This window comes from Pseudomonas sp. LLC-1, assembly GCF_002992185.1.
In the GTDB taxonomy this organism is placed as follows: Bacteria; Pseudomonadota; Gammaproteobacteria; order Pseudomonadales; family Pseudomonadaceae; genus Aquipseudomonas; species Aquipseudomonas monteilii.
Genome location: NZ_LUVY01000012.1, coordinates 204,222 through 224,607 on the forward strand (window position 1 = coordinate 204,222; position 20,386 = coordinate 224,607).

A 20,386-nucleotide genomic window follows, 5' to 3' on the forward strand; every position below is an offset into this window, starting at 1 on the left:
TTATAAGTGGCTTGGAATGGGGGCGCGGTGCGCCCCAATCGCCGGCAAGCCAGCTCCCACAGGTACAGTGATGTCCTTGAGGCTGGTGCTATCCCTGTGAGAGCTGGTTTTTCAGGAAAGTCATGCCTGTGAGAGCAGCACTATTCCTGTGGGAGCTGGCTTGCCGGCGATGGGCTGCATAGCAGCCCCAATAGCCTCAGCGCTGTACCGGAGTCGGGCGCTGATGCTCGGCCCTGCGCTCCAGCACCTCATACACCGACGGATAAGCCGGCCGTTCCACATACCGCCCCGCGCCCGCTTCGGCACGCAGGTCGCCATCGGCCCACAGCACCTTGCCCTGGCTGATGGTGTGGCTGGGGATGCCACGCACGGTGCGGCCTTCGAAGATGTTGAAGTCCACCCGCTGGTGGTGGGTCTGGGCGGAGATGGTGCGGGTGCCCTGCGGGTCCCACAGCACCAGGTCGGCATCGGCGCCAACACGGATGGCACCCTTGCGCGGGAACAGGTTGAAGATCTTCGCCGTGTTGGTGGAGGTGAGCGCAACGAACTCATGCATCGACAGGCGCCCGCTGTTCACCCCGGCATCCCACAGCACTGCCATGCGGTCCTCGATGCCGGCGGTGCCGTTAGGAATACGGCTGAAGTCGTCGCGGCCCATGGCTTTCTGCTCGGCGCAGAAGCAGCAGTGGTCGGTGGCGGTGGTGTGCAGGTTGCCCGACTGCAAGCCGCGCCACAGGGCTTCCTGGTGTTCACGCGGGCGGAACGGCGGGCTCATCACGTAGCCGGCTGCAGTGGCCCAGTCCGGGTCACGGTAGACGCTGTCGTCCAGCAGCAGGTGGCCGGGCAGCACCTCGCCATACACCGGCTGCCCCTTGCCCCGGGCGTAGGCAATTTCATCCAGTGCCTCGCGGCTGGACACGTGCACCAGGTACAGCGGCGTGCCGAGGGTTTCGGCAATGCGGATGGCGCGGCTGGCCGCCTCGCCCTCGACTTGGGACGGGCGCGACAGCGGGTGGGCTTCCGGCCCGGTCAGGCCTTGGGCCAGCAGTTTTTTCTGCAGGTGGTACACCAGTTCGCCGTTTTCGGCATGCACGGTAGGCACTGCACCCAGTTGCAGGCAGCGCTCGAAGCTGGCCACCAGGGTGTCGTCGGCGGCCATGATGGCGTTCTTGTAGGCCATGAAGTGCTTGAAACTGTTTACCCCGTGCTTGGCCACCAGCTCGCCCATCTCTTCGGCCACCTGCTCGCTCCACCAGGTGATGGCGACGTGGAAGCCATAGTCGCTGGCGCTTTTATGTGCCCACCCGCGCCAGGTGTGGAAGGCCTCCAGCAACGATTGCTGCGGGTTGGGGATGACGAAGTCGATGATCGAGGTGGTGCCGCCGGCCAGGCCCGCAGCGGTGCCGCTGAAGAAGTCCTCGCTGGCCACGGTGCCCATGAACGGCAACTGCATGTGGGTATGCGGGTCGATGCCACCGGGCATCAGGTACTGGCCACTGCCGTCAAGGATCTCGCAGTCGGTCGGGGGTTCGAGGTTTTGCCCGATGGCGCGGATCAGGCCATCGGCACACAGGACATCGGCGGGGTAACTCTCTTCGTGGGTAACCACGGTGGCGCCACGGATCAACAGGGACATGCCGTTTTCCTCGCAGGCTGACCGGTCTGGGCCGGTTCTTGGAATTGTCACGGGTGCAGGGCGGGCAGGGCGGTTAATCCTGTCAGGCCTGACAAGATTCGAGGCTAGATGCTGATTGGTGATTCATCAAGAAAATTTTCCTATTATTTTTGTGGTTTTTAACTAGCTGATATTTAACGATTAATAATTCAGTTAGCGCTGGTTGTGGGGGTTTCGAAGGTTTTTGACTTACTTGACAAGATGAAATTCTGGTCAAGATTTTTAAGCACGATTACGCGTGCGTACTCCGGCCATCGAATTAGCCCGATGAGCAAACAATTAAAAGAAATCTGGAGAAGGGCCCATGCAACAGAGCAGATCGGAAGTGGTCGAGCAGGATGGCCTGTTCGAGCTGTCCGAGGGCAGTGATGTCCTCGACAGCCCACGCTACAACCACGACATCGCGCCCACCAAAGTGCACCAGCGCACCTGGAACAAATGGCACATCACAGCCCTGTGGGTAGGCATGTCCATCTGCGTACCCACCTACACCTTGGGCGGCGTGCTCACCGCTTACTTCGGCCTCAGCGTGGGCGAGGCGTTGCTGGCTATCCTGCTGGCCAACGTGATCGTGCTGATTCCGCTTACCCTCAACGCGTTTCCCGGCACCAAGTACGGCATCCCGTTCCCGGTGTTGCTGCGTTCGTCGTTCGGCATTCTCGGCTCCAATGTGCCGTGCCTGATCCGCGCGGTGGTCGCGTGCGGCTGGTTTGGTATCCAGACGATGTTTGGCGGGCTGGCCATTCATCTGTTCCTCGGGTCGGTGTTCGATGACTGGAAAGCACTGGGCGGCACCGGCGAGGTGATCGGCTTCATGATCTTCTGGTGCCTGAACCTGTGGGTGGTGCTGCGCGGCGCCGAATCGATCAAGTGGCTGGAAACACTGTCGGCACCGCTGCTGGTGGCGGTGGGCGTTGGGCTGCTGTTCTGGGCGTTGCCGCACATGTCGATGACCGAACTGCTGGCCCAGCCACCCAAGCGTCCGGAAGGGGCGAGCGTGGTCAGTTACTTCTGCGCCGGGCTTACCGCCATGGTCGGTTTCTGGGCCACGTTGTCGCTGAACATTCCCGACTTCAGCCGTTACGCCCGCAGCCAGAAAGACCAGATTCTGGGGCAGATCTTCGGCCTGCCGCTGACCATGTTCCTGTTCGCTTCGCTGGGTGTGGTGCTGACCGCTGCCTCGGCGTCGCTGGTGGGCGAAACGGTGTCAGACCCGGTCAGCCTGATCGGCAAGATCCACAGCCCGTTCTGGGTGGCCCTGGCCATGGCGCTGATCGTGATCGCCACGCTGTCGACCAACACCGCCGCCAACATCGTGTCACCGACCAACGACTTCCAGAACATTGCCCCTCGCCTGATCGGGCGCAGCCGTGCGGTATGGCTGACCGGCTTTATCGGTTTGGCGTTGATGGGGCATGAGCTGCTGAAAAAATTGGGATGGATCGTCTCCGACCTGAGCCTGGAGAGCGTGTATTCCAACTGGTTGCTTGGCTATTCCAGCCTGCTCGGGCCGATTGCCGGGATCATGGTGGTGGACTACTTCCTGATCCGTCGGCAGCAGCTGGACCTGGCCGGGCTGTACCGGGATGACGTGTATCCGGCGTGGAACTGGGCCGGGTTTGCCGCCTTTGCATTGCCGGTGGCGCTGACCGTGATGGCCATTGGCAACAGCAGTTTCAGCTGGTTTTACGACTACGGCTGGTTCACCGGCTCACTGCTGGGTGGGGCGTTGTATTACCTCTTCGCCGGCGTGGTCGCTCGCAGCCCGGCGCGGGTGGCCAAGCCCCTGCCGTAAGGACCGCGAAGAGGCCAGAGCAGAAAACAATAAAGCCTGAAGGAGAAACCTGTGAATCCAGTTCAAGACATCCTGAAGACCACCGCTCACCATGTCGACAGCAACCGTCTGTGGCAATCGCTGATGGACCTGGCCCGCCTCGGTGCCACCGTGAAAGGGGGCGTTTGCCGCCTGGCGCTGACCGACCTCGACCGCCAGGCCCGCGACCTGTTCGTGCAATGGTGCGAGGCCGCCGGTTGCACGGTCAGCATCGACGCCGTCGGCAACATCTTTGCCCGCCGCCCCGGGCGTAACCCCAAGCTGCCCCCGGTGATGACCGGCAGCCACATCGACACCCAGCCTACGGGCGGCAAGTTCGATGGCTGCTTCGGGGTGATGGCCGGGCTGGAGGTGATCCGCACCCTCAACGACCTGGGGTTGGAAACCGAAGCACCGCTGGAAGTCGTGGTGTGGACCAACGAAGAAGGCTCACGTTTTGCGCCGTGCATGATGGGCTCGGGGGTGTTTGCCGGCAAGTTCACACTGGAAGAAACCCTGGCCAAGCGCGATGCCCAAGGCGTGAGCGTTGGGGAGGCCTTGAATGCCATCGGTTATGCGGGCCCTCGTGCAGTGCTGGGCCACCCGGTGGGGGCGTATTTCGAAGCGCATATCGAGCAGGGGCCCATCCTCGAAGATCAGGCCAAGACCATTGGCGTGGTGCTGGGTGCGCTGGGCCAGAAGTGGTTCGACCTGACACTGCGTGGTGTCGAGGCCCATGCCGGCCCGACGCCCATGCACCTGCGCAAGGATGCATTGGTCGGTGCCGCTGCGGTAGTGGAAGCGGTCAACCGCACCGCCCTCGGCCATCAGCCCCACGCCTGCGGCACCGTGGGATGCCTGCAGGCGTACCCCGGGTCGCGTAACGTGATCCCGGGTGAAGTGCGCATGACCCTGGACTTCCGCCACCTGGAGGGCGAGCAGCTGAATGCGATGATTGCCGAGGTGCGCGGGGTGATCGAGGCCACCTGTGCCAAGCATGGCCTGAGCCATGAACTGGTACCCACGGCGGACTTCCCGGCGCTGTACTTCGACAAGGGCTGTGTCGATGCGGTACGCGAGTCGGCCAAGGCATTGGGCCTGCCGCACATGGACATCGTCAGCGGCGCGGGGCATGACGCGATCTTCCTGGCCGAACTGGGGCCGGCGGGGATGATATTCGTGCCATGCGAGAACGGCATCAGCCACAACGAGATCGAGAACGCCACGCCGGGTGACCTGGCGGCAGGGTGTGCGGTGTTGCTGCGGGCGATGCTGGCGGCATCCGAGGCCATTGCCAGCGGGCGGTTGGCAGCCTAGTCAGAGAAAGATGTCGACTGCACTGGCCCTATCGCCGGCAAGCCAGCTCCCACAGGTACTGCATATGCCCTGAGGCTGATGCAGTACCTGTGGGAGCTGGCTTGCCGGCGATCAGGCCGGAACAGGTAATGAAAGACTGGCCAGAAATGCCGATATCTGCTGCCCACCACGCAAATGCACCACCGGTACCTGCGGCCCGATGGCTTGGTGGTTCGCCTCGATCCCTGGCCGATAACCCCGGTCGAACGTCCACACAAACTTCAGGAAACCCAGAAACGCCCGATCCAGCCGCTCGGTACACCCTGCCGGCAAGTCTGGCCGTGGCTTGTTCAGCACACTGCGCAGGATCACCCGCTTCAGGCACGTCAGCCGTGGCGTATCCAGCCAGATGACCAGGTCGGCCCGTGGCAAGCGCAGGTCGAACGTGCGGCGGCTATAGTTGCCCTCGCACACCCACGCATCCCCGGCAACCGCATCACGTACCCGGTTGCGGAAAGTCTCGGCATCCGGTTCTACCCAATCCGCCTCCCAGAACAAGGTATCGAGGTGTACCACCGGCACGCCCAAACGGGCGCCTATCTGCCGGGCGAGGGTCGACTTACCACTGCCTGCGTTGCCCAGAATCACGATGCGTTGCATGGCCAAGTCCTTTTGGAAAAACCGGCAATGCTAATTCATTCGGCCCGCTCAAGACAGCCATCGCGACCAATGTGATAACGCTGCAGGTCCTGCGCCAGGGTCAGTTGCCCGTTGTAGTGGGCAAGGGCTTCGTCACGCACGTTATCGATATTCGGGCTGCGTCTGGGATCGCTCTGGTAGCGGGCGCTGAAATGCGTCAGCACCAGGTTGCGCACGCCTGCCGCTTCGGCAAAGCGCGCTACCGCTGCTGCGGTGCTGTGGCCGAAGGTGACCCCGGTGCGCTCGACCACTGCCTGGGTGAACGTGGCTTCGTGCACCAGCACATCCGCGCCTTTGGCGGCATCGGCCAGCAATTCGGGGTTGTCGTTGTCCCCGCACACGATCACCCGGCGCGGCGGGCGCGAAGGGCGCAAGTAGTCGTTACCGTCCAGCCACTGCCCGCCATGCTGCGTCTTCAGGCCTTTGGCCAGCTCACCCCACAATGGCCCGCGTGGAATGCCTTCGGCTTCCAGGCGCTGGATGTCCAGGCGCGGCTCGGGGTTGAGTTCGGTGAATACGAAAGCGACGCTCGGTACCCGGTGTGACAACTGCACGGTGGTCACTTGCAGGGTCTCGCTGCGCCATTCGGCCACGTCCTCCACGGCCAGCAGGCGCAGTTCGAAGGGCAGGAAGGTGTCGCTGGCCAACAGGCCCTGACGTACCCAGTCATGCAGTGCAGCGGGCAAAATCAGCGCCAGCGGCCGGGTGCGCCCGCTCATCCCGGCACTGGCCAGCAGGCCAGGCAGGCCAAAGCAATGGTCGCCGTGCACATGGGTGATGAAAATGGCACGCAAGTCACGGATCGACAGCGGCGTGTGCAGCAACTGATGCTGGGTACCTTCGCCACAGTCGACCAGGTACCAGTGGCTGCCACTGGCTTCGATCACGGCAGTGGCGCTGACGTTGCGCGCCTTGGTCGGCACCCCGGCAGAGGTGCCCAGGAACAGCAGGTCCATGCTCAGGGCTCCTGATTCAGTCCAGCAGCGACAGGTTGCGCAGCATCACCTGCAGCCCCTGTGGCACCAGTGGGCCGATGCGAGCGAAGTCGGCGCTGTTGCACCAGCGGGCGCGGAACGGGCTGTTGTCGGACTCGTGGCCGTCCAGCCAGTCTTGTTCGTACAGGCCGGCGTCATCGAAGCGCGCATCGTACACCTGCACAATCTCATGCCCTGGCTTGCCGGCATAGGTGAACAGGCTTTCGAGGGTGCCGAGCAGTCTTGCATCGCTGATCGGCTGGCCCAGTTCTTCGTGGATTTCCCGGGCAATGGCATCCTGGGCCAACTCACCGAACTCGACGCCACCCCCCAAGGGGCGGCACAGCGTCTGGCCGGTGGCCGGGTCGTCAAACACGTTGACCAGGATCTTGCCCTGGTGATGGAACACGCACAGGGCCAGAAAACGGATACGGGGTACTTGCAGCGGTTTAGTGCTCAACGGGCTCGTTCCTTCGAGTCGATAAAGGGCGCACACCTTAGCCGGATTACCGCATGCCGTCGATGGTGAGCTAGTCTGCCTGCCGCCAGATAAGCTTGCTGGTGTCATAGCCTTGCTCCTGCGCGATGCTCAGCAGTTGCTCGCGTTGCTGGTCGGTGACCGCCGGCGTGCGCGACAGCAGCCACAGGTACTCACGGTCGGGGTGGCCGACCAACGCCACGCGGTAGTCCTTGTCGTGGTACAGCACCCAGTATTCGCCCTTGGTCAGGCCGGGGGTCAGCCGGCTGAACCAGTTGTCGAAGCGTACCCACAGCTTGTCGGTGCTGCCCGGTTGCTGGGCTTCGGCGACACCTTTGGCTTCATTCCACTGGCCGTCTTTCTCCTTGCATCGGTTGGTCACGTCGATGCGACCGTCGGGGCGCAGGCCGTAGTGCGCCTCGGACTGCACGCAGTTGCGCTGGAAGAACATCGGCAACCGCGCCAGTTCGTACCAGGTGCCTTGATAGCGTTGCAGGTCGACCTGCTGGGTACGCGGCGGCGCCGGGTGATCGTTGCCGGCGCAACCGAGCAGGGCCAGGGTGATGCAGGACAGCAGCAACGGGGTGCGTAGTGCCATGGCGAACCTCCTTGGAACGGATGGGGGCTTACCTGTGTTTCGATGCGGGCGCGGGGCAAAAGTTGTACGGGATTTGCCTTATTCGAACGAGCCGGTCTGCACCTGGCCTGCGCGCACGTAGCGGGCGATGACCACGCCCTTGGGCGACACCTGCGAGTGCTGCAAGGTGAAGGCTGCTGCGGCCGCGTCATCGCCGAACAGGCGTTTTCCGTGGCCCAGCAGCAGCGGGTGGATCAGCAGTTGCAGTTCATCGACCAGATCTGCCGCCAGCAGTTGCTGCACCAGTTCGGCGCTGCCCTGGGTCAGCAGGTCGGCACCGTCTTGCTGTTTGAGAGTGTGTACCGCCGCAGCGATGTCCGCGCCCAGGGCGTGGCTGTTGTGCCAGCCGAGGGTGCCTGGGTTATGGGTGGCCACGTGCTTGGGCACACGGTTGAACAGGTTGGCGATGGAGAAATCTTCCGAGTCGTCTTTTATCTTTGGCCAGTAGCCCGCGAAGATGTCATAGGTACGCCGGCCCAGCAGCAGCTCGAAGGGCTGGCTGAACAGCGCCTGCATTGCCTGGCCGAAGACTTCCTCGGCGTAGGGGACGATCCAGCCGCCGTAGGTGAAGCCACCGCTGGTGTCTTCCTGCGGGCCGCCGGGGGCTTGCATGACGCCGTCGAGGCTGATGAAGGCGGCTACGATGAGTTTGCGCATGGAGACTCTCCTGTTTTCAGCCAGGTTGGCTGTTGGCATGGATGGTCGAATGGCAGCAGGCAGAATCGACAGGGCTTTGTGTTTTTCTGTACTGGCCCTATCGCCGGCAAGCCAGCTCCCACAGGATCAGCACAGGTTTCAAATGCAGTGCAGTACCTGTGGGAGCTGGCTTGCCGGCGATAGGGCCGGTGCAGGCCTACATCACAACCAGTAGGTCACCGCCCACCACCCCAGTCCACCCATCACCACGGTATAGGGCAAGGCCATCCACACCATCCGCCCATACGACAGCCGGATCAACGGCGCAATTGCCGAGGTCAGCAGGAACAGGAACGCCGCCTGCCCGTTCGGTGTCGCCACGCTGGGCAGGTTGGTACCGGTATTGATCGCCACCGCCAGCGTCTCGAAATGCTCACGGCTCATGCCGCCATTGAGAAACGCCTGCTTCACTTCGGTGATGTAGATGGTGGCAACGAACACGTTGTCGCTGATTGCCGACAGCAGGCCGTTGGCCAGGTACAGCATGCCCGGCTGTTGCTCGGCAGGCAGCGTCAGTACCCAGCTGATCAAGGGGCTGAACAGTTGCTGCTGGTGAATCACTGCCACCACGGCGAAGAACACCACCAACAAGGACGTGAACGGCATGGCGTCCTGGAAGGCACGGCCCAGGCGGTGCTCATCGGTGATGCCGGTAAAGGCCGTGATCAGCACAATCACCATCAGGCCGATCAGACCAACCTCGGCCACGTGCAGCCCCAGGCATACGATCAGGATCAGCGCAGCCAAACCTTGCACCCACAGCGCCAGGCGCTGGGCCTGGGTGCGCGCCGCGTCGTCTTCGGCCGCATAGGTGGCCAGTACCTGACGCACGGGTTCAGGCATCAGCGTGCCGTAGCCGAACAGGCGAAGCTTCTCCAGCAGCACGCAAGTGAGCAGGCCGGCACCCAGCACCGGCAGCGACACGGGCGCCACCTTGAAGAAGAAGTCGGCGAAGTGCCAGCCCATTTCATGGCCGATCAGCAGGTTCTGCGGCTCGCCCACCAGCGTGCAAACACCGCCCAGGGCAGTACCCACCGCGCCGTGCATCAGCAGGCTGCGCAGGAAGGCGCGGAACTGGTCGAGGTCTTCGCGGTGCAATTGTGCCACTTGCTGATCGCTATCGAGCGCGCTGTCTTCACGCGGGTTGGCCCCGGAGGCGACACGGTGGTAAACGGCGTAAAAACCCACCGCAGCGCTGATGATCACCGCCGTTACGGTCAGCGCATCGAGAAACGCCGAGAGGAATGCCGACAGCACGCAGAACAGCAACGACAGGACCGCCTTCGAGCGAACGCCCAGCAGGATGCGTGAGAACAGGAACAGCAGCAGCTCCTTCATGAAGTGGATACCGGCAACCATGAACATCAGCAGCAGAATAACCGGGAAGTTGTGCTGCAGTTCCTCGTACAGCGCCTGTGGCGTGGTCATCTGCAACAGCAGGGCTTCGATCAGCAGCAGGCCACCGGGCATCAGCGGGTAGCACTTCAGCGCCATACCCAGGGTAAAGATGAACTCAAGCACCAGCGCCCAGCCTGCGGCAACCGGGCCTACGGTTACCAGCAGCAACGGGTTGAGCACCAGGAACAGGCAGATGACCGCCTTGTACCAAAGCGGCGACTGGCCCAGAAAACTGTGGGCGAGGGCGCCGGTCGGGGAGCGTGACATGTATTTGTATCCTTATAATTCGGCGATGGCGCACGGTGCCGGATCGGCGCGTCTTAGGCAAGGCGTGCAGTCCCGTTTTTGGCACAAGTGCGGTCATCGGGCTGGGTTACCATCCGAGCCATGAACCCTTCACCCGCAGGAGTGCCGCCCGTGACCGAGTACAGCGCATTCAAGGTCGAACTGACCGACAACATCGCCCACGTTCAGATCAACCGCCCGGAAAAGGTCAACGCGATGAACGCCGCCTTCTGGGAGGAGATCATCGACATCTTCCAGTGGATCGACGACACCGATGCGGTGCGCGCGGTGGTGATCAGCGGCGCCGGCAAGCATTTCTCCGCCGGTATCGACCTGATGATGCTGGCGTCGCTGGCCGGGCAGATGGGCAAGGATGTGGGCCGCAATGCGCGCTTCCTGCGCAAGACCATCCAGCGCCTGCAGGCTTCGTTCACTGCCGTGGACAATTGCCGCAAGCCGGTGCTGGCTGCCGTGCAAGGCTACTGCATCGGTGGTGCCATCGACCTCATCTCGGCCTGCGACATGCGCTACTGCAGCAACGATGCCCAGTTCTCGATCAAGGAAATCGACATGGGCATGGCCGCCGATGTCGGCACACTGCAACGTTTGCCACGTATCATCGGTGACGGCATGATGCGTGAGCTGGCCTACACCGGGCGCAACGTTGCGGCGGACGAAGCCCTGCGCATCGGCTTGGTCAACCGGGTCTATGATGATCAGGCTGCGCTAGTCGACGGTGTCTTTGCCATCGCCCGCGAGATTGCCGCAAAATCGCCGATCGCCGTGGCCGGCACCAAGGAAATGCTCAGCTACATGCGCGACCATCGCATCGACGATGGCCTGGACTACATCGCCACCTGGAACGCCGCGATGCTGCAGTCCGAAGACTTGCGCGTGGCTGTGGCGGCGCACATGAGCAAACAGAAACCGACGTTCGCCGACTGATCGGGCCGGGGGACGCGCAGTAAAGGAACCCCCGACATGTCAGCACGCTGGACTACCGCAGTACTCGACCCGCAGATCACCGGGGGGCTGGCCGTGGCCCGCAGCCCGGAAGGGTTTTTGGTGGACGACAACGGCGCGCTGTTCCCCCGAGATTGGCTCAAGCGCCAGGACCTCGACGTGCTGTGCGAGCACGGCATCGGTCAGTTCGACGGCCAGCCCGTGTTCCTGCTGGAGCTGCGTAGCGCGACGGACGTGCCAGGTTGCAACTGGCGCGGCCTGCGCGCGTTCATGCTCGAAGGTGACTTCGACACCTACAAGGTGCTGGGTTATGCCGCGCAGATTGGTACCTGGGCCAGAGAGCACCGTTTCTGCGGCAGCTGCGGCCAGGCCATGACGCAAATTCGCTGGGAGCGCGCAATGTATTGCCAGCCGTGCGACCTGCGCAGCTACCCGCGTATTTCACCCAGCATGATCGTGCTGGTAACCCGTGGCGATGAAATCCTGCTGGCGCGCTCGCCACGCTTCGTCACCGGGGTGTACAGCACCTTGGCCGGTTTTGCAGAGCCGGGTGAGTCGGCCGAAGACTGCCTGGTACGCGAAGTGCGTGAAGAAGTGGCGGTGGAGGTACAGAACATTCAGTACGTCGGCAGCCAGTGCTGGCCGTTCCCGCATTCTATGATGCTCGGCTTCCATGCCAAATATGCCGGGGGCGAGATTGTGATGCAGCCGGACGAGATCGAGGATGCCAAGTGGTTCAGCGTCCACGACCTGCCGCCGCTGCCGGCCGGGCGCTCCATTGCCCGGTATCTGATCGATTTGTACGTTGCGCGTCGCTTAGGATTGGCCGAACCAGTGCTGCCACGCTAGGCGCACGGTCAACGCCAGCACCACGGTGATGAACACCGGGCGGATGAACTTGCTGCCGCCGCTGATTGCCGTGCGTGCGCCGAAGAAGGCACCCACCATTACCGACAGGCCCATGCACAGGCCGACGATGTAGTCCACCTGCCCGGAAATGATGAACACCGTCAGCGCCGCGATGTTGCTGACGAAGTTCATGCTGCGCGCCACGCCGCTGGCGCGGACCAGGTCGATGGGGTAGAGCAGCAGGGTACTGACGGTCCAGAAGGCCCCGGTACCCGGCCCGGCCACACCATCGTAGAAGCCCAAGGTGAAGCCTTGTGGCATCTGCCATTTCTTCTTGATCGGTGCATCGGCATCCAGCGGCGCCTTGGGCGTGCCACCGAACAGCAGGTAAATGCCACAGGCGAAGACGATGACCGGCAGCATCTTGTTGAGCCATTCGGCGGGCATGTAGTGGGCAACCACTGCGCCAATCGATGCCCCGACCAGGGTTGCAAACAGCGCCGGGCGCCATTGTGCCGGGTGGAACAGCTTGCGTTTGTAGTAGGTGAAGCCGGCAGTGGCCGAGCCGAAGGTGGAGCTGAGCTTGTTGGTGCCCAGTACCAGGTGCGGCGGCATGCCGGCGGTGAGCAGGGCAGGGGTGGTGAGCAGGCCGCCGCCACCGGCGATGGCATCGATGAAACCGGCGACGAAGGCGACCAGGGCCAGGATCAGTAGGGTGAGGGGTTCTACGGTGAGTTCGAAGGGCATGGGGTTTTGGCAGGCAGGGAGGCAAGGGCGCGACAAAGGGTCGCGTTAGAAGGGTGACATGGTAATCCTGAGGTGGGTGTGTTGCCAGTGCCGGCCTCTTCGCGGGCGCGCCCGCTCCCACAGGTCTAATGCACATTTCAATACCTGTGCAGTACCTGTGGGAGCGGGCATGCCCGCGAAAGGGCCGGTACAGGTGATCACATCAACTACGGATAAACGCCAGCAAATCCGCATTGATCACATCGGCATGGGTAGTCGGCATGCCGTGCGGGTAGCCCTTGTAAGTCTTCAGTGTGCCATTGGGCAGCAGCTTCACCGACAACACCCCGGAATTCTCATACGGCACGATCTGGTCATCGTCCCCATGCATCACCAGCACTGGCTGCCGGATGCCCTTCAAATCCTCGGAGAAGTCCGTCTGGGAAAACGCCACGATGCCATCGTAATGGGCCTTGGCACTGCCGATCATGCCTTGGCGCCACCAGTTGCCGATGATGCCTTCGCTGGCTTCGACACCGGGGCGGTTGTAGCCATAGAACGGCCCGGCCGGCACATCCCGGTAGAACTGCGCCCGGTTGCTGGCCACCTGTGCCTGGAAGTTGTCGAACACCGACTTGGGCAGGCCGCCGGGGTTGCCGGGGGTTTGCACCATCAGTGGCGGTACGGCGGCGATCAACACGGCCTTGGCCACCTTGTCTTCCGGGTGCCGGGCCATGTAGCGCACCACCTCGCCACCCCCGGTGGAGTGGCCGACATGCACGGCGCCCTGAGTGCCCAGGTGGGTGACCACGGCTGCCACGTCGTCGGCATAGTGGTCCATGTCGTGGCCGTCCCATACCTGACTGGAACGCCCATGGCCACGGCGGTCGTGGGCGACCACGCGGAAACCCTGGGCCAGGAAGAACAGCATCTGCGCGTCCCAGTCATCGGCGCTGAGCGGCCAGCCGTGGTGGAAGTGGATGACCGGTGCGTCGCGTGGGCCCCAATCCTTGTAGAAAATCTGCACCCCGTCCTTCGTGGTTACATAGCTCATGGTCGTGTCTCCTGTGTGCAGGAACCGAAGGGAGCTTTTGAGAATAGGAGAGATTTCCGGGCAGCAAGTACCGGCCGTCTTCAGGCGCGGTCGCGCATTCTGTACCAGGCCTTGGCGGCCGCTTCCAGCGGTGCTGCCAGCAGGTCGCCGCCGGGGAAGCGGCCATTGTCGATGCCTTGGTACAGTGCCAGCAGGTCGTCGTCACCGAGAATTGCATCACTGACTGCCCGTGCCGCTGCCAGGGTTGGCAGCACGCCATGGCCGGAGAAACCTTGCAGCCAGTAGCGTTGGCCCTCGCGTCCGACGTCCGGGGTACGCTGGATACTGCAGTCGATATGGCCGCCCCAGGCATAGTCGATGGCCACCCCGGCCAGTTGCGGGAAGACGCGCTCCAGGTAGGGCCGGGTGGCGCTGGCAACGTCCTTGGGGATGCCGCCCAGGTAGGTACAGCCGCCACCGAACAGCAGGCGGTGGTCCGGCGTAAGGCGGAAGTAGTCGGGTACGAACTGGTTGTCGATCACGCAGCTGTTGCGCGGTAGCAGCGAACGGGCGAAGTCGGCGTCCAGTGGTGCGGTGGCCACCTGGTAGGAGCCGACGGGTAACAGGCGGCGAGACAGGCTGCGGTCGAGGCGGTCGATGTAGGCGTTGCAGGCCAGCACCAACACGTTGCAGCGCACTTCGCCCTTGTCGGTTCGGGCAACGTAGCCATTGCCTGCCTGCTGGTAGCCGAGTACCTGGCTTTGTTCGTAGATATGGCCGCCAGCGGCTTCGATGGTGCTGGCCAGGCCTTGTGCCAGCTTCAGCGGGTTGAGGTGGGCGCCTTTGGCGTCATACAGCGCGGCCTGATAGCGCGGGCTGTCGATCCATTGCGGCAGCTCTTCACGGCCGATCAGGCGCAGGGCGTCGTAGCCCCATTTGTGTTCAGCCTCGTGCTGGGCTTCCTCAAGCAGTTTTACCCGGCGCGGTAGCACGGCGGTCCATAGGCTGCCCAGCCGGTAATCGACATCGAAGCCGTGGCGCTGGGGGAGGTCGCGCATTTCGTCAGCGGCCCAGCTCATGCTGGCCCACAGCCGTTGGGTGCGTTCGATGCCCAAGGCCTTTTCCAGCGGCGGCATATCGCACGACCAGCCCAGTAGCGCCTGGCCGCCGTTGCGCCCGGAGGCGGCCCAGGCCACGCGGCTTGCTTCCAGCAGCGTCACGCGCTTGCCCGCCTGGGTAAGGCGCAGGGCGGTGTGCAGGCCGCTGAAACCGGCGCCGATGATCAGCACATCGGTGTCGTGGCTGCCTTGTAGCGTTGGGCGTAGGGGGATGTTGGCGGGGTAGGTCTGGGCGTAGTAGCTGGCGACGTGCTGGGCGGACTGTTTGAACATGCAAAGACCTCGTGAAAATTATTGTGATTATTTTCATGAAAACTTAGCAGGTAAAATTCACGGTGCCAATGTGTCGGGCGGGTTTTAGGGTTTTCCTGTTATTAATGTGCTGCTTGAGCTGGCCCTATCGCCGGCAAGCCAGCTCCCACAAGTACCCCGCTGGTTTCAGAGCCTGTGCACGACTTGTGGGAGCTGGCTTGCCGGCGATAGGGCCAGTAATGACAGTGCAGAAGCTTCAGGTTGAAGCCTTTCTCCGAGGCTGACGCGGCTTGCTGGCGGCCGACTTGCTGCCAGCCGTTTTGCTTTTCCCGCCACTGCGCCGCTTCTTCTTCCAAGGCGGTGCCGCCCCGGCCGCCGGCCCGCTAATGGTCATGCGCATGCCGCTGCAGCGCTCGACCAGCTTGCCCATCCACGCCGACTGCCGCGAAACGAACTCTTCCAGGCTCATCTCGCCACTTTGCACCATGTCCAGCGCCTGCTCCCAGATCGCCGTTGTGCCAGGGTCAGCAATGGCCTTCGGCACCGCATCAATCAGGCTGAAAGCCGTCGGTGTGGCCGACAGCGCCTTGCCGTTCTTCACCAGGTAGCCGCGGTCGAGCAGGCCCTGGATGATGCTGGCGCGGGTGGCTTCGGTGCCGATGCCGGTGGTTTCCTTCAGCTTCTGTTTCAACCGTGGGTCGTCCACCAGCTTGGCCACGTTTTTCATGGCCTTGATCAGGTCGCCTTCGGTGAACGGCTTGGGGGGTTGAGTCCACAGGTCTTTCAGTTGCAGACCTTGTACGTTGCAGTCCTGGCCTTCGCGCAGCGCTGGCAGCACCTGGGCGGGTGGCGCCTCGCGGCCCTTGGCCGGGGTCAAAGCCTCAGGCAGGGCGCGGCGCCAGCCCGGCTCGACAATCTGCTTGCCCACCGCACGCAGGGCATGGCCGGCACAGTCGAAGTCGGCCTGGGTGCGGTCGTACTCATGGTTGGGCAGGAACTGCGCCAGGTAGCGGGCGCGGATCAGGGTATACACCGCCTTGTGCTTGGCCGGCAGGCGCGACGGGTCACTGGCGGCGGCGGTGGGGATGATGCCGTGGTGGGCGCTGACCTTGGCATCGTTCCATGCCCGCGAGCGGCGTTGCGGCTCCAGGTAGGGCTGTAGAGGCGCCAGGCTGGCATCGGCCCGTTGCAAGGCAGCGAGGATGGCCGGCGCTTCGGCGTGCTGGCTTTGCGGCAGGTAGCCGCAGTCGCTGCGCGGGTAGGTGATCAGCTTGTGGGTTTCGTACAGGGCCTGGGCGATGTCGAGGGTTTCCTGGGCGCCGAGGCCGAACTTTTTCGAGCACAGCTCCTGCAGGGTGCCGAGGTCGAAGGGGAGTGGTGCGGCTTCACGCACGCGCTCGGTGGCAACCTTGACGGCGCGGGCCGTGCCGGCATTGCCGATGTCGGTGGCCGCTTGTTGTGCCAAGGCTTGCTTCAGGCAGCGGCCTTGGTCGTCGCAGGCGTCCTCGGGGGCGCGCCATTGGGCATTGAAGTGTTGGCCGGCGAGTTCCAGTTGCACATCGATGGCCCAGAACGGCACGGGCACGAAGTCGGCGATGCTGCGGTCGCGGTCGACCACCAGGCGCAAGGTGGGCGTTTGCACCCGGCCCACCGGCAACACACCCTGGTAGCCGGATTGGCGGCCCAGCAGGGTGAACAGCCGGCTCATGTTCATGCCGATCAGCCAGTCGGCGCGCGAGCGGCCCAGTGCCGAGTGGTACAGGTTGAAGGTTTCGTGGCCGGGCAGCAGGCGGGCCAAGGCCTTGCGGATGGACGCGTCGTCCAGTGCCGACAGCCACAGGCGTTGCACCGGGCCGCGATAGCGGCAATGTTCGACCAGTTCGCGGGCGATCATTTCGCCTTCGCGGTCGGCGTCGGTGGCGATCACCAGTTCCCGCGCTTCGCCAAGCAGGCGTTTGACCGCCTTGAACTGGCTGGCGGTCTTGGGCTTGACCAGCATCTTCCACTTGTCCGGGATGATCGGCAGGTCGGCCAGGTTCCAGCGCTTGTAGCGTTCGTCGTAGCTGTCGGGCGGGGCGGTTTCCAGCAGGTGGCCGATGCACCAGGTGACGCAGACGTCGGTGCCTTGCCAGCAGCCGTCGCCCTTGCGGTTGGCGCCGAGCACTTTGGCGATGTCTTTTGCCTGGGAGGGTTTTTCGCAGAGGAACAGGCGCATGGCCGGGAACGCTTCATCGGGGGTGATGGGCACTAGGATGCGCAAGCGGGGGCGCAGAGGCAAGTTTTATCTGGATGGATGTACAGGTTTTTGTCAGTGAGCGTGTCATTGGCCTGTGCCGGCCTCTTCGCGGACTTGCCCGCGAAGAGGCCGGCACAGGTTACCGATCAGACGCGCGAGTCGCGCACCATGTCCACGTGCGGGATACCGGCTTCGAGGAATTCCTCGCTGACCACGCGAAAGCCCAGGCGCTCGTAGAACGGCGTGGCATGCACCTGAGCGCTGAGCATCTGCTGCTTCAGGTCGCGGTTCTGCGCTTCGACGATGACTGCGTTCATCAGCGCGTCACCCACTTTCAAGCCGCGCCAGTCCTTCAGCACCGATACCCGGCCGATAGTCCCGTCTGGCAGCAGGCGGGCAGTGCCGATCGGGTAGTCGCCTTCCAGGGCCAGGAAGTGTGCCGCGGTCGGGTCATCCGAGTCCCACTCCAGCTCCGGCGGTACATGCTGCTCGGCAATGAACACCGCCTCACGGATACGGCGAATGTCGGCGTTGTCTTTGTGCCAGTCGGCGAGGCGAACGCTGATCTTATTCATTGGCGAATCCCAGGCTTCCTTGTTTGACCAGCTGCTGTACCAGCATAAGGCCATCTTCGTCTTGCAGCCAGTCTGCCAGGTTGTCGATATGCAGGGCATCGGCCGCGCACACCAGCTTCAGCAGCTCGCGCAGTTTGCCCGGCAGCGGGCAGCTGCGGCCGCTGGCGAACAGCAGCAGGTCGTCTTCGAACTCGGACCAGGCCAGGCGTGCGCTTGGGTTGCGGATCAGGATGGCGCCTTGTTCCAGGGCATCGATCAGTTCTTCTTCGCTCAGTTCTTCGCCAACGATCTGCTCGGGGTAACGCGGCTCGGTCATGAACTGACCGAACCAGGTCAGCAGCAGGTCCTTGTCGTTCATGTGCTTGTCGAGCAGCGCCTTGAGGCGGTCGAGGGCGTCGTGCTGGATCTGGTGCGGGTCGCTGGCCGGCTGGGCGTCGGCATCGCTGTAGCGCTCTTCGTCAGGCAGGAACTGGCCCAGGAAGTCGGTGAAGTGGGTCAGCACTTCGGCGGCGCTTGGGGCGCGGAAGCCGACCGAGTAGGTCAGGCAGTCGTCCACGGCCACGCCGTAGTGGGCCAGGCGCGGAGGCAGGTAGAGCATGTCGCCCGGCTCCAGGGTCCACTCGTCGCTCTGTTCGAAGTCAGCGAGGATGCGCAGGTCGGCGTGGTCGATCAGCGGGCTGTCGCTGTTGCACATCTGGCCGACTTTCCAGTTGCGCTTGCCGTCGCCTTGCAGCAGGAACACGTCGTAGTTGTCGAAGTGCGGGCCAACGCTGCCACCCGGGGCGGCGAAGCTGATCATCACGTCATCGATACGCCAGCTGGGCAGGAAGCGGAAGTTTTCCAGCAGTTCGGCCACTTCCGGGACAAACTGGTCCACGGCTTGTACCAGCAGGGTCCAGTCTTTTTCTGGCAGCTCGGCGAAGGTGTCTTCGTTGAACGGGCCGCGGCGCAGCTCCCACGGGTGGGCGCCGTGCTCCAGCACGATACGCGACTCGACTTCGTCTTCCAGGGCCAGGCCGGCCAGTTCGTCGGGGTCGATGGGGCTGATGAAGTCCGGGAAGGCCTGGCGCACCAGCAGCGGCTTCTTCTGCCAGTAGTCGCGCATGAATTCGCGGGCCGAGATGCCGCCGAGCAGCTGCAGTGGAGTATCAGGATTCATGTTCAACCTATTGAAAAAACGTAATTTTCGTACGGGAATAAAAACGCCCGGCCAGGCCGGGCGTTGTACGCGACGGTCAGCTTAGATGCGTTTGGCCTGCGCTGCCGCGTTACCGATGTAGGTAGCGGGGGTCAGCAGCTTGAGCTCGGCCTTGGCGTCGGCTGGCATGTCCAGGCCGTCGATGAAGGTCAGCAGCGCGTCCGGGGTGATGCCCTTGCCACGGGTCAGCTCTTTGAGCTTCTCGTAGGGGTTTTCGATGTTGAAGCGGCGCATCACGGTCTGGATCGGCTCGGCCAGCACTTCCCAGCAGGCGTCCAGGTCTGCGGCGATGCGGGCTTCGTTCACTTCCAGCTTGCCGATGCCTTTCAGGCTGGCTTCGTAGGCGATGACGCTGTGGGCAAAGCCCACGCCCAGGTTACGCAGCACGGTGGAGTCGGTCAGGTCACGCTGCCAGCGCGAGATCGGCAGCTTGCTGGCCAGGTGCTGGAACAGCGCGTTGGCGATACCCAGGTTGCCTTCGGAGTTTTCGAAGTCGATCGGGTTGACCTTGTGCGGCATGGTCGACGAGCCGATTTCGCCAGCGACAGTCTTCTGCTTGAAGTAGCCCAGCGAGATGTAGCCCCACACATCGCGGTCGAAGTCGATCAGGATGGTGTTGAAGCGGGCAATGGCGTCGAACAGCTCGGCGATGTAGTCGTGCGGCTCGATCTGGGTGGTGTACGGGTTGAACTGCAGGCCCAGCTCGTCTTCGATGAAGGCGCGGGCGTTCTGCTCCCAGTCGATCTGCGAGTAGGCCGACAGGTGGGCGTTGTAGTTGCCCACGGCGCCGTTGATCTTGCCCAGCAGCGGCACGGCGGCAACCTGGGCGATCTGGCGCTCCAGGCGGTACACGACGTTGGCCAGTTCTTTGCCCAGGGTGGTCGGCGAGGCTGGCTGGCCGTGGGTACGCGACAGCATCGGCACGTCGGCGTGGGCGTGGGCCAGGGCACGGATGGCGTCGGCGATCTGGCGCATCAGCGGCAGCAGCACGTCGTCACGGCCGGCGCGCAGCATCAGGGCGTGGGACAGGTTGTTGATGTCCTCGCTGGTGCAGGCGAAGTGGATGAATTCGCTGACCTTGGCCAGCTCAGGCAGCTTGGCGGCCTGCTCCTTGAGGAGGTATTCGATCGCCTTGACGTCGTGGTTGGTGGTGCGCTCGATTTCCTTGACGCGCTCGGCGTGTTCAAGCTTGAAATCGGTGGCCAGGCTGTCCAGCAGGGCGTTGGCTTCGGCGGAGAACGCCGGTACTTCGCCGATCTGCGGGTGGGCGGCCAGGCGCTGCAGCCAGCGCACTTCGACCAGGGCGCGGAAACGGATCAGGCCGAATTCGCTGAAAATGGGGCGCAAGGCCTGGGTTTTGCCGGCATAACGGCCGTCTACAGGGGAAACCGCAGTGAGCGAAGAAAGCTGCATGGGGTGTTCTCGGACAGTCAGGCTTTTGGAAGGGCGCATATCATACATGAAAATTGCGCCCGAGTCGGGTGG

Annotated in this window: 18 protein-coding genes; 4 read left to right on the top strand and 14 right to left on the bottom strand. The window is 63.3% G+C overall.

Features of this window, described 5'->3' with window-relative positions; translation table 11 throughout:
• Window positions 1–196: 196 nt before the first annotated feature.
• Entirely contained in the window at window positions 197–1,636 is a 1,440-nt protein-coding gene (gene hydA, locus A0O30_RS11755) for a dihydropyrimidinase (RefSeq protein ID WP_105946596.1), read from the bottom strand.
• 343 nt (window positions 1,637–1,979) lie between these two features.
• On the opposite strand from hydA, the gene A0O30_RS11760 reads away from it, so the two are divergent.
• On the top strand, window positions 1,980–3,470 hold the full coding sequence (locus tag A0O30_RS11760) for an NCS1 family nucleobase:cation symporter-1 (RefSeq protein ID WP_105946597.1): 1,491 nt from the start codon (window positions 1,980–1,982) through the stop codon (window positions 3,468–3,470).
• A gap of 51 nt (window positions 3,471–3,521) precedes the next feature.
• The gene (locus A0O30_RS11765; protein WP_105946598.1) at window positions 3,522–4,805 is read left to right on the top strand and encodes a Zn-dependent hydrolase; all 1,284 of its coding nucleotides are present in this window, start codon (window positions 3,522–3,524) and stop codon (window positions 4,803–4,805) included.
• Between the two features lie 111 nt (window positions 4,806–4,916).
• Here the strand turns inward: A0O30_RS11765 and A0O30_RS11770 are convergent, their stop codons facing one another.
• The 6 genes from A0O30_RS11770 to nhaB form a co-directional block, all read right to left on the bottom strand.
• Complete coding sequence (locus A0O30_RS11770; RefSeq protein ID WP_105946599.1) at window positions 4,917–5,444, bottom strand: AAA family ATPase; 528 nt, start codon at window positions 5,442–5,444, stop codon at window positions 4,917–4,919.
• Window positions 5,445–5,479: 35 nt separating this feature from the next.
• Window positions 5,480–6,439: a ribonuclease Z gene (locus A0O30_RS11775; protein WP_105946600.1), complete on the bottom strand. Its 960-nt coding sequence runs from the start codon at window positions 6,437–6,439 to the stop codon at window positions 5,480–5,482.
• 16 nt (window positions 6,440–6,455) lie between these two features.
• Window positions 6,456–6,902, bottom strand: a complete 447-nt coding sequence (locus tag A0O30_RS11780; protein ID WP_164525259.1) for an NUDIX hydrolase — start codon at window positions 6,900–6,902, stop codon at window positions 6,456–6,458.
• Window positions 6,903–6,987: 85 nt separating this feature from the next.
• Window positions 6,988–7,533 carry a lipocalin family protein gene (locus A0O30_RS11785; RefSeq protein ID WP_105946602.1) on the bottom strand — a complete coding sequence of 182 codons (546 nt, stop codon included), beginning with the start codon at window positions 7,531–7,533 and terminating at the stop codon, window positions 6,988–6,990.
• Between the two features lie 78 nt (window positions 7,534–7,611).
• Window positions 7,612–8,229: a dihydrofolate reductase family protein gene (locus tag A0O30_RS11790; RefSeq protein ID WP_105946603.1), complete on the bottom strand. Its 618-nt coding sequence runs from the start codon at window positions 8,227–8,229 to the stop codon at window positions 7,612–7,614.
• A 201-nt stretch (window positions 8,230–8,430) separates the two neighbouring features.
• A complete protein-coding gene (gene nhaB / locus A0O30_RS11795; RefSeq protein WP_105946604.1) occupies window positions 8,431–9,933 on the bottom strand; it encodes a sodium/proton antiporter NhaB in 1,503 nt (500 codons plus the stop codon).
• Between the two features lie 150 nt (window positions 9,934–10,083).
• On the opposite strand from nhaB, the gene A0O30_RS11800 reads away from it, so the two are divergent.
• The gene (locus tag A0O30_RS11800; protein WP_105946605.1) at window positions 10,084–10,896 is read left to right on the top strand and encodes a crotonase/enoyl-CoA hydratase family protein; all 813 of its coding nucleotides are present in this window, start codon (window positions 10,084–10,086) and stop codon (window positions 10,894–10,896) included.
• A 36-nt stretch (window positions 10,897–10,932) separates the two neighbouring features.
• The gene (nudC, locus tag A0O30_RS11805; protein ID WP_105946606.1) at window positions 10,933–11,763 is read left to right on the top strand and encodes an NAD(+) diphosphatase; all 831 of its coding nucleotides are present in this window, start codon (window positions 10,933–10,935) and stop codon (window positions 11,761–11,763) included.
• Here nudC and A0O30_RS11810 read toward each other — a convergent pair.
• From A0O30_RS11810 to purB, 7 genes are all read right to left on the bottom strand, one after another.
• Complete coding sequence (locus tag A0O30_RS11810) at window positions 11,731–12,510, bottom strand: TSUP family transporter (protein WP_060497763.1); 780 nt, start codon at window positions 12,508–12,510, stop codon at window positions 11,731–11,733. The two genes, nudC and A0O30_RS11810, sit on opposite strands and share 33 nt — an antisense overlap.
• 202 nt (window positions 12,511–12,712) lie before the next feature.
• The gene (locus A0O30_RS11820) at window positions 12,713–13,543 is read right to left on the bottom strand and encodes an alpha/beta fold hydrolase (protein ID WP_105946607.1); all 831 of its coding nucleotides are present in this window, start codon (window positions 13,541–13,543) and stop codon (window positions 12,713–12,715) included.
• A gap of 80 nt (window positions 13,544–13,623) precedes the next feature.
• Window positions 13,624–14,913: an FAD-binding oxidoreductase gene (locus A0O30_RS11825; protein WP_105946608.1), complete on the bottom strand. Its 1,290-nt coding sequence runs from the start codon at window positions 14,911–14,913 to the stop codon at window positions 13,624–13,626.
• 235 nt (window positions 14,914–15,148) lie between these two features.
• On the bottom strand, window positions 15,149–17,107 hold the full coding sequence (locus A0O30_RS11835; protein ID WP_105946790.1) for a DNA topoisomerase III: 1,959 nt from the start codon (window positions 17,105–17,107) through the stop codon (window positions 15,149–15,151).
• A 167-nt stretch (window positions 17,108–17,274) separates the two neighbouring features.
• Window positions 17,275–17,703, bottom strand: coding sequence for a GNAT family N-acetyltransferase (locus A0O30_RS11840; RefSeq protein ID WP_105946610.1), 429 nt, complete (start codon window positions 17,701–17,703; stop codon window positions 17,275–17,277).
• Entirely contained in the window at window positions 17,696–18,862 is a 1,167-nt protein-coding gene (locus A0O30_RS11845; protein ID WP_105946611.1) for a cupin domain-containing protein, read from the bottom strand. Before A0O30_RS11845 ends, A0O30_RS11840 begins: the two co-directional genes overlap by 8 nt.
• An 81-nt stretch (window positions 18,863–18,943) precedes the next feature.
• Complete coding sequence (gene purB / locus A0O30_RS11850; protein WP_033693092.1) at window positions 18,944–20,314, bottom strand: adenylosuccinate lyase; 1,371 nt, start codon at window positions 20,312–20,314, stop codon at window positions 18,944–18,946.
• Between the last annotated feature and the right edge of the window lie 72 nt (window positions 20,315–20,386).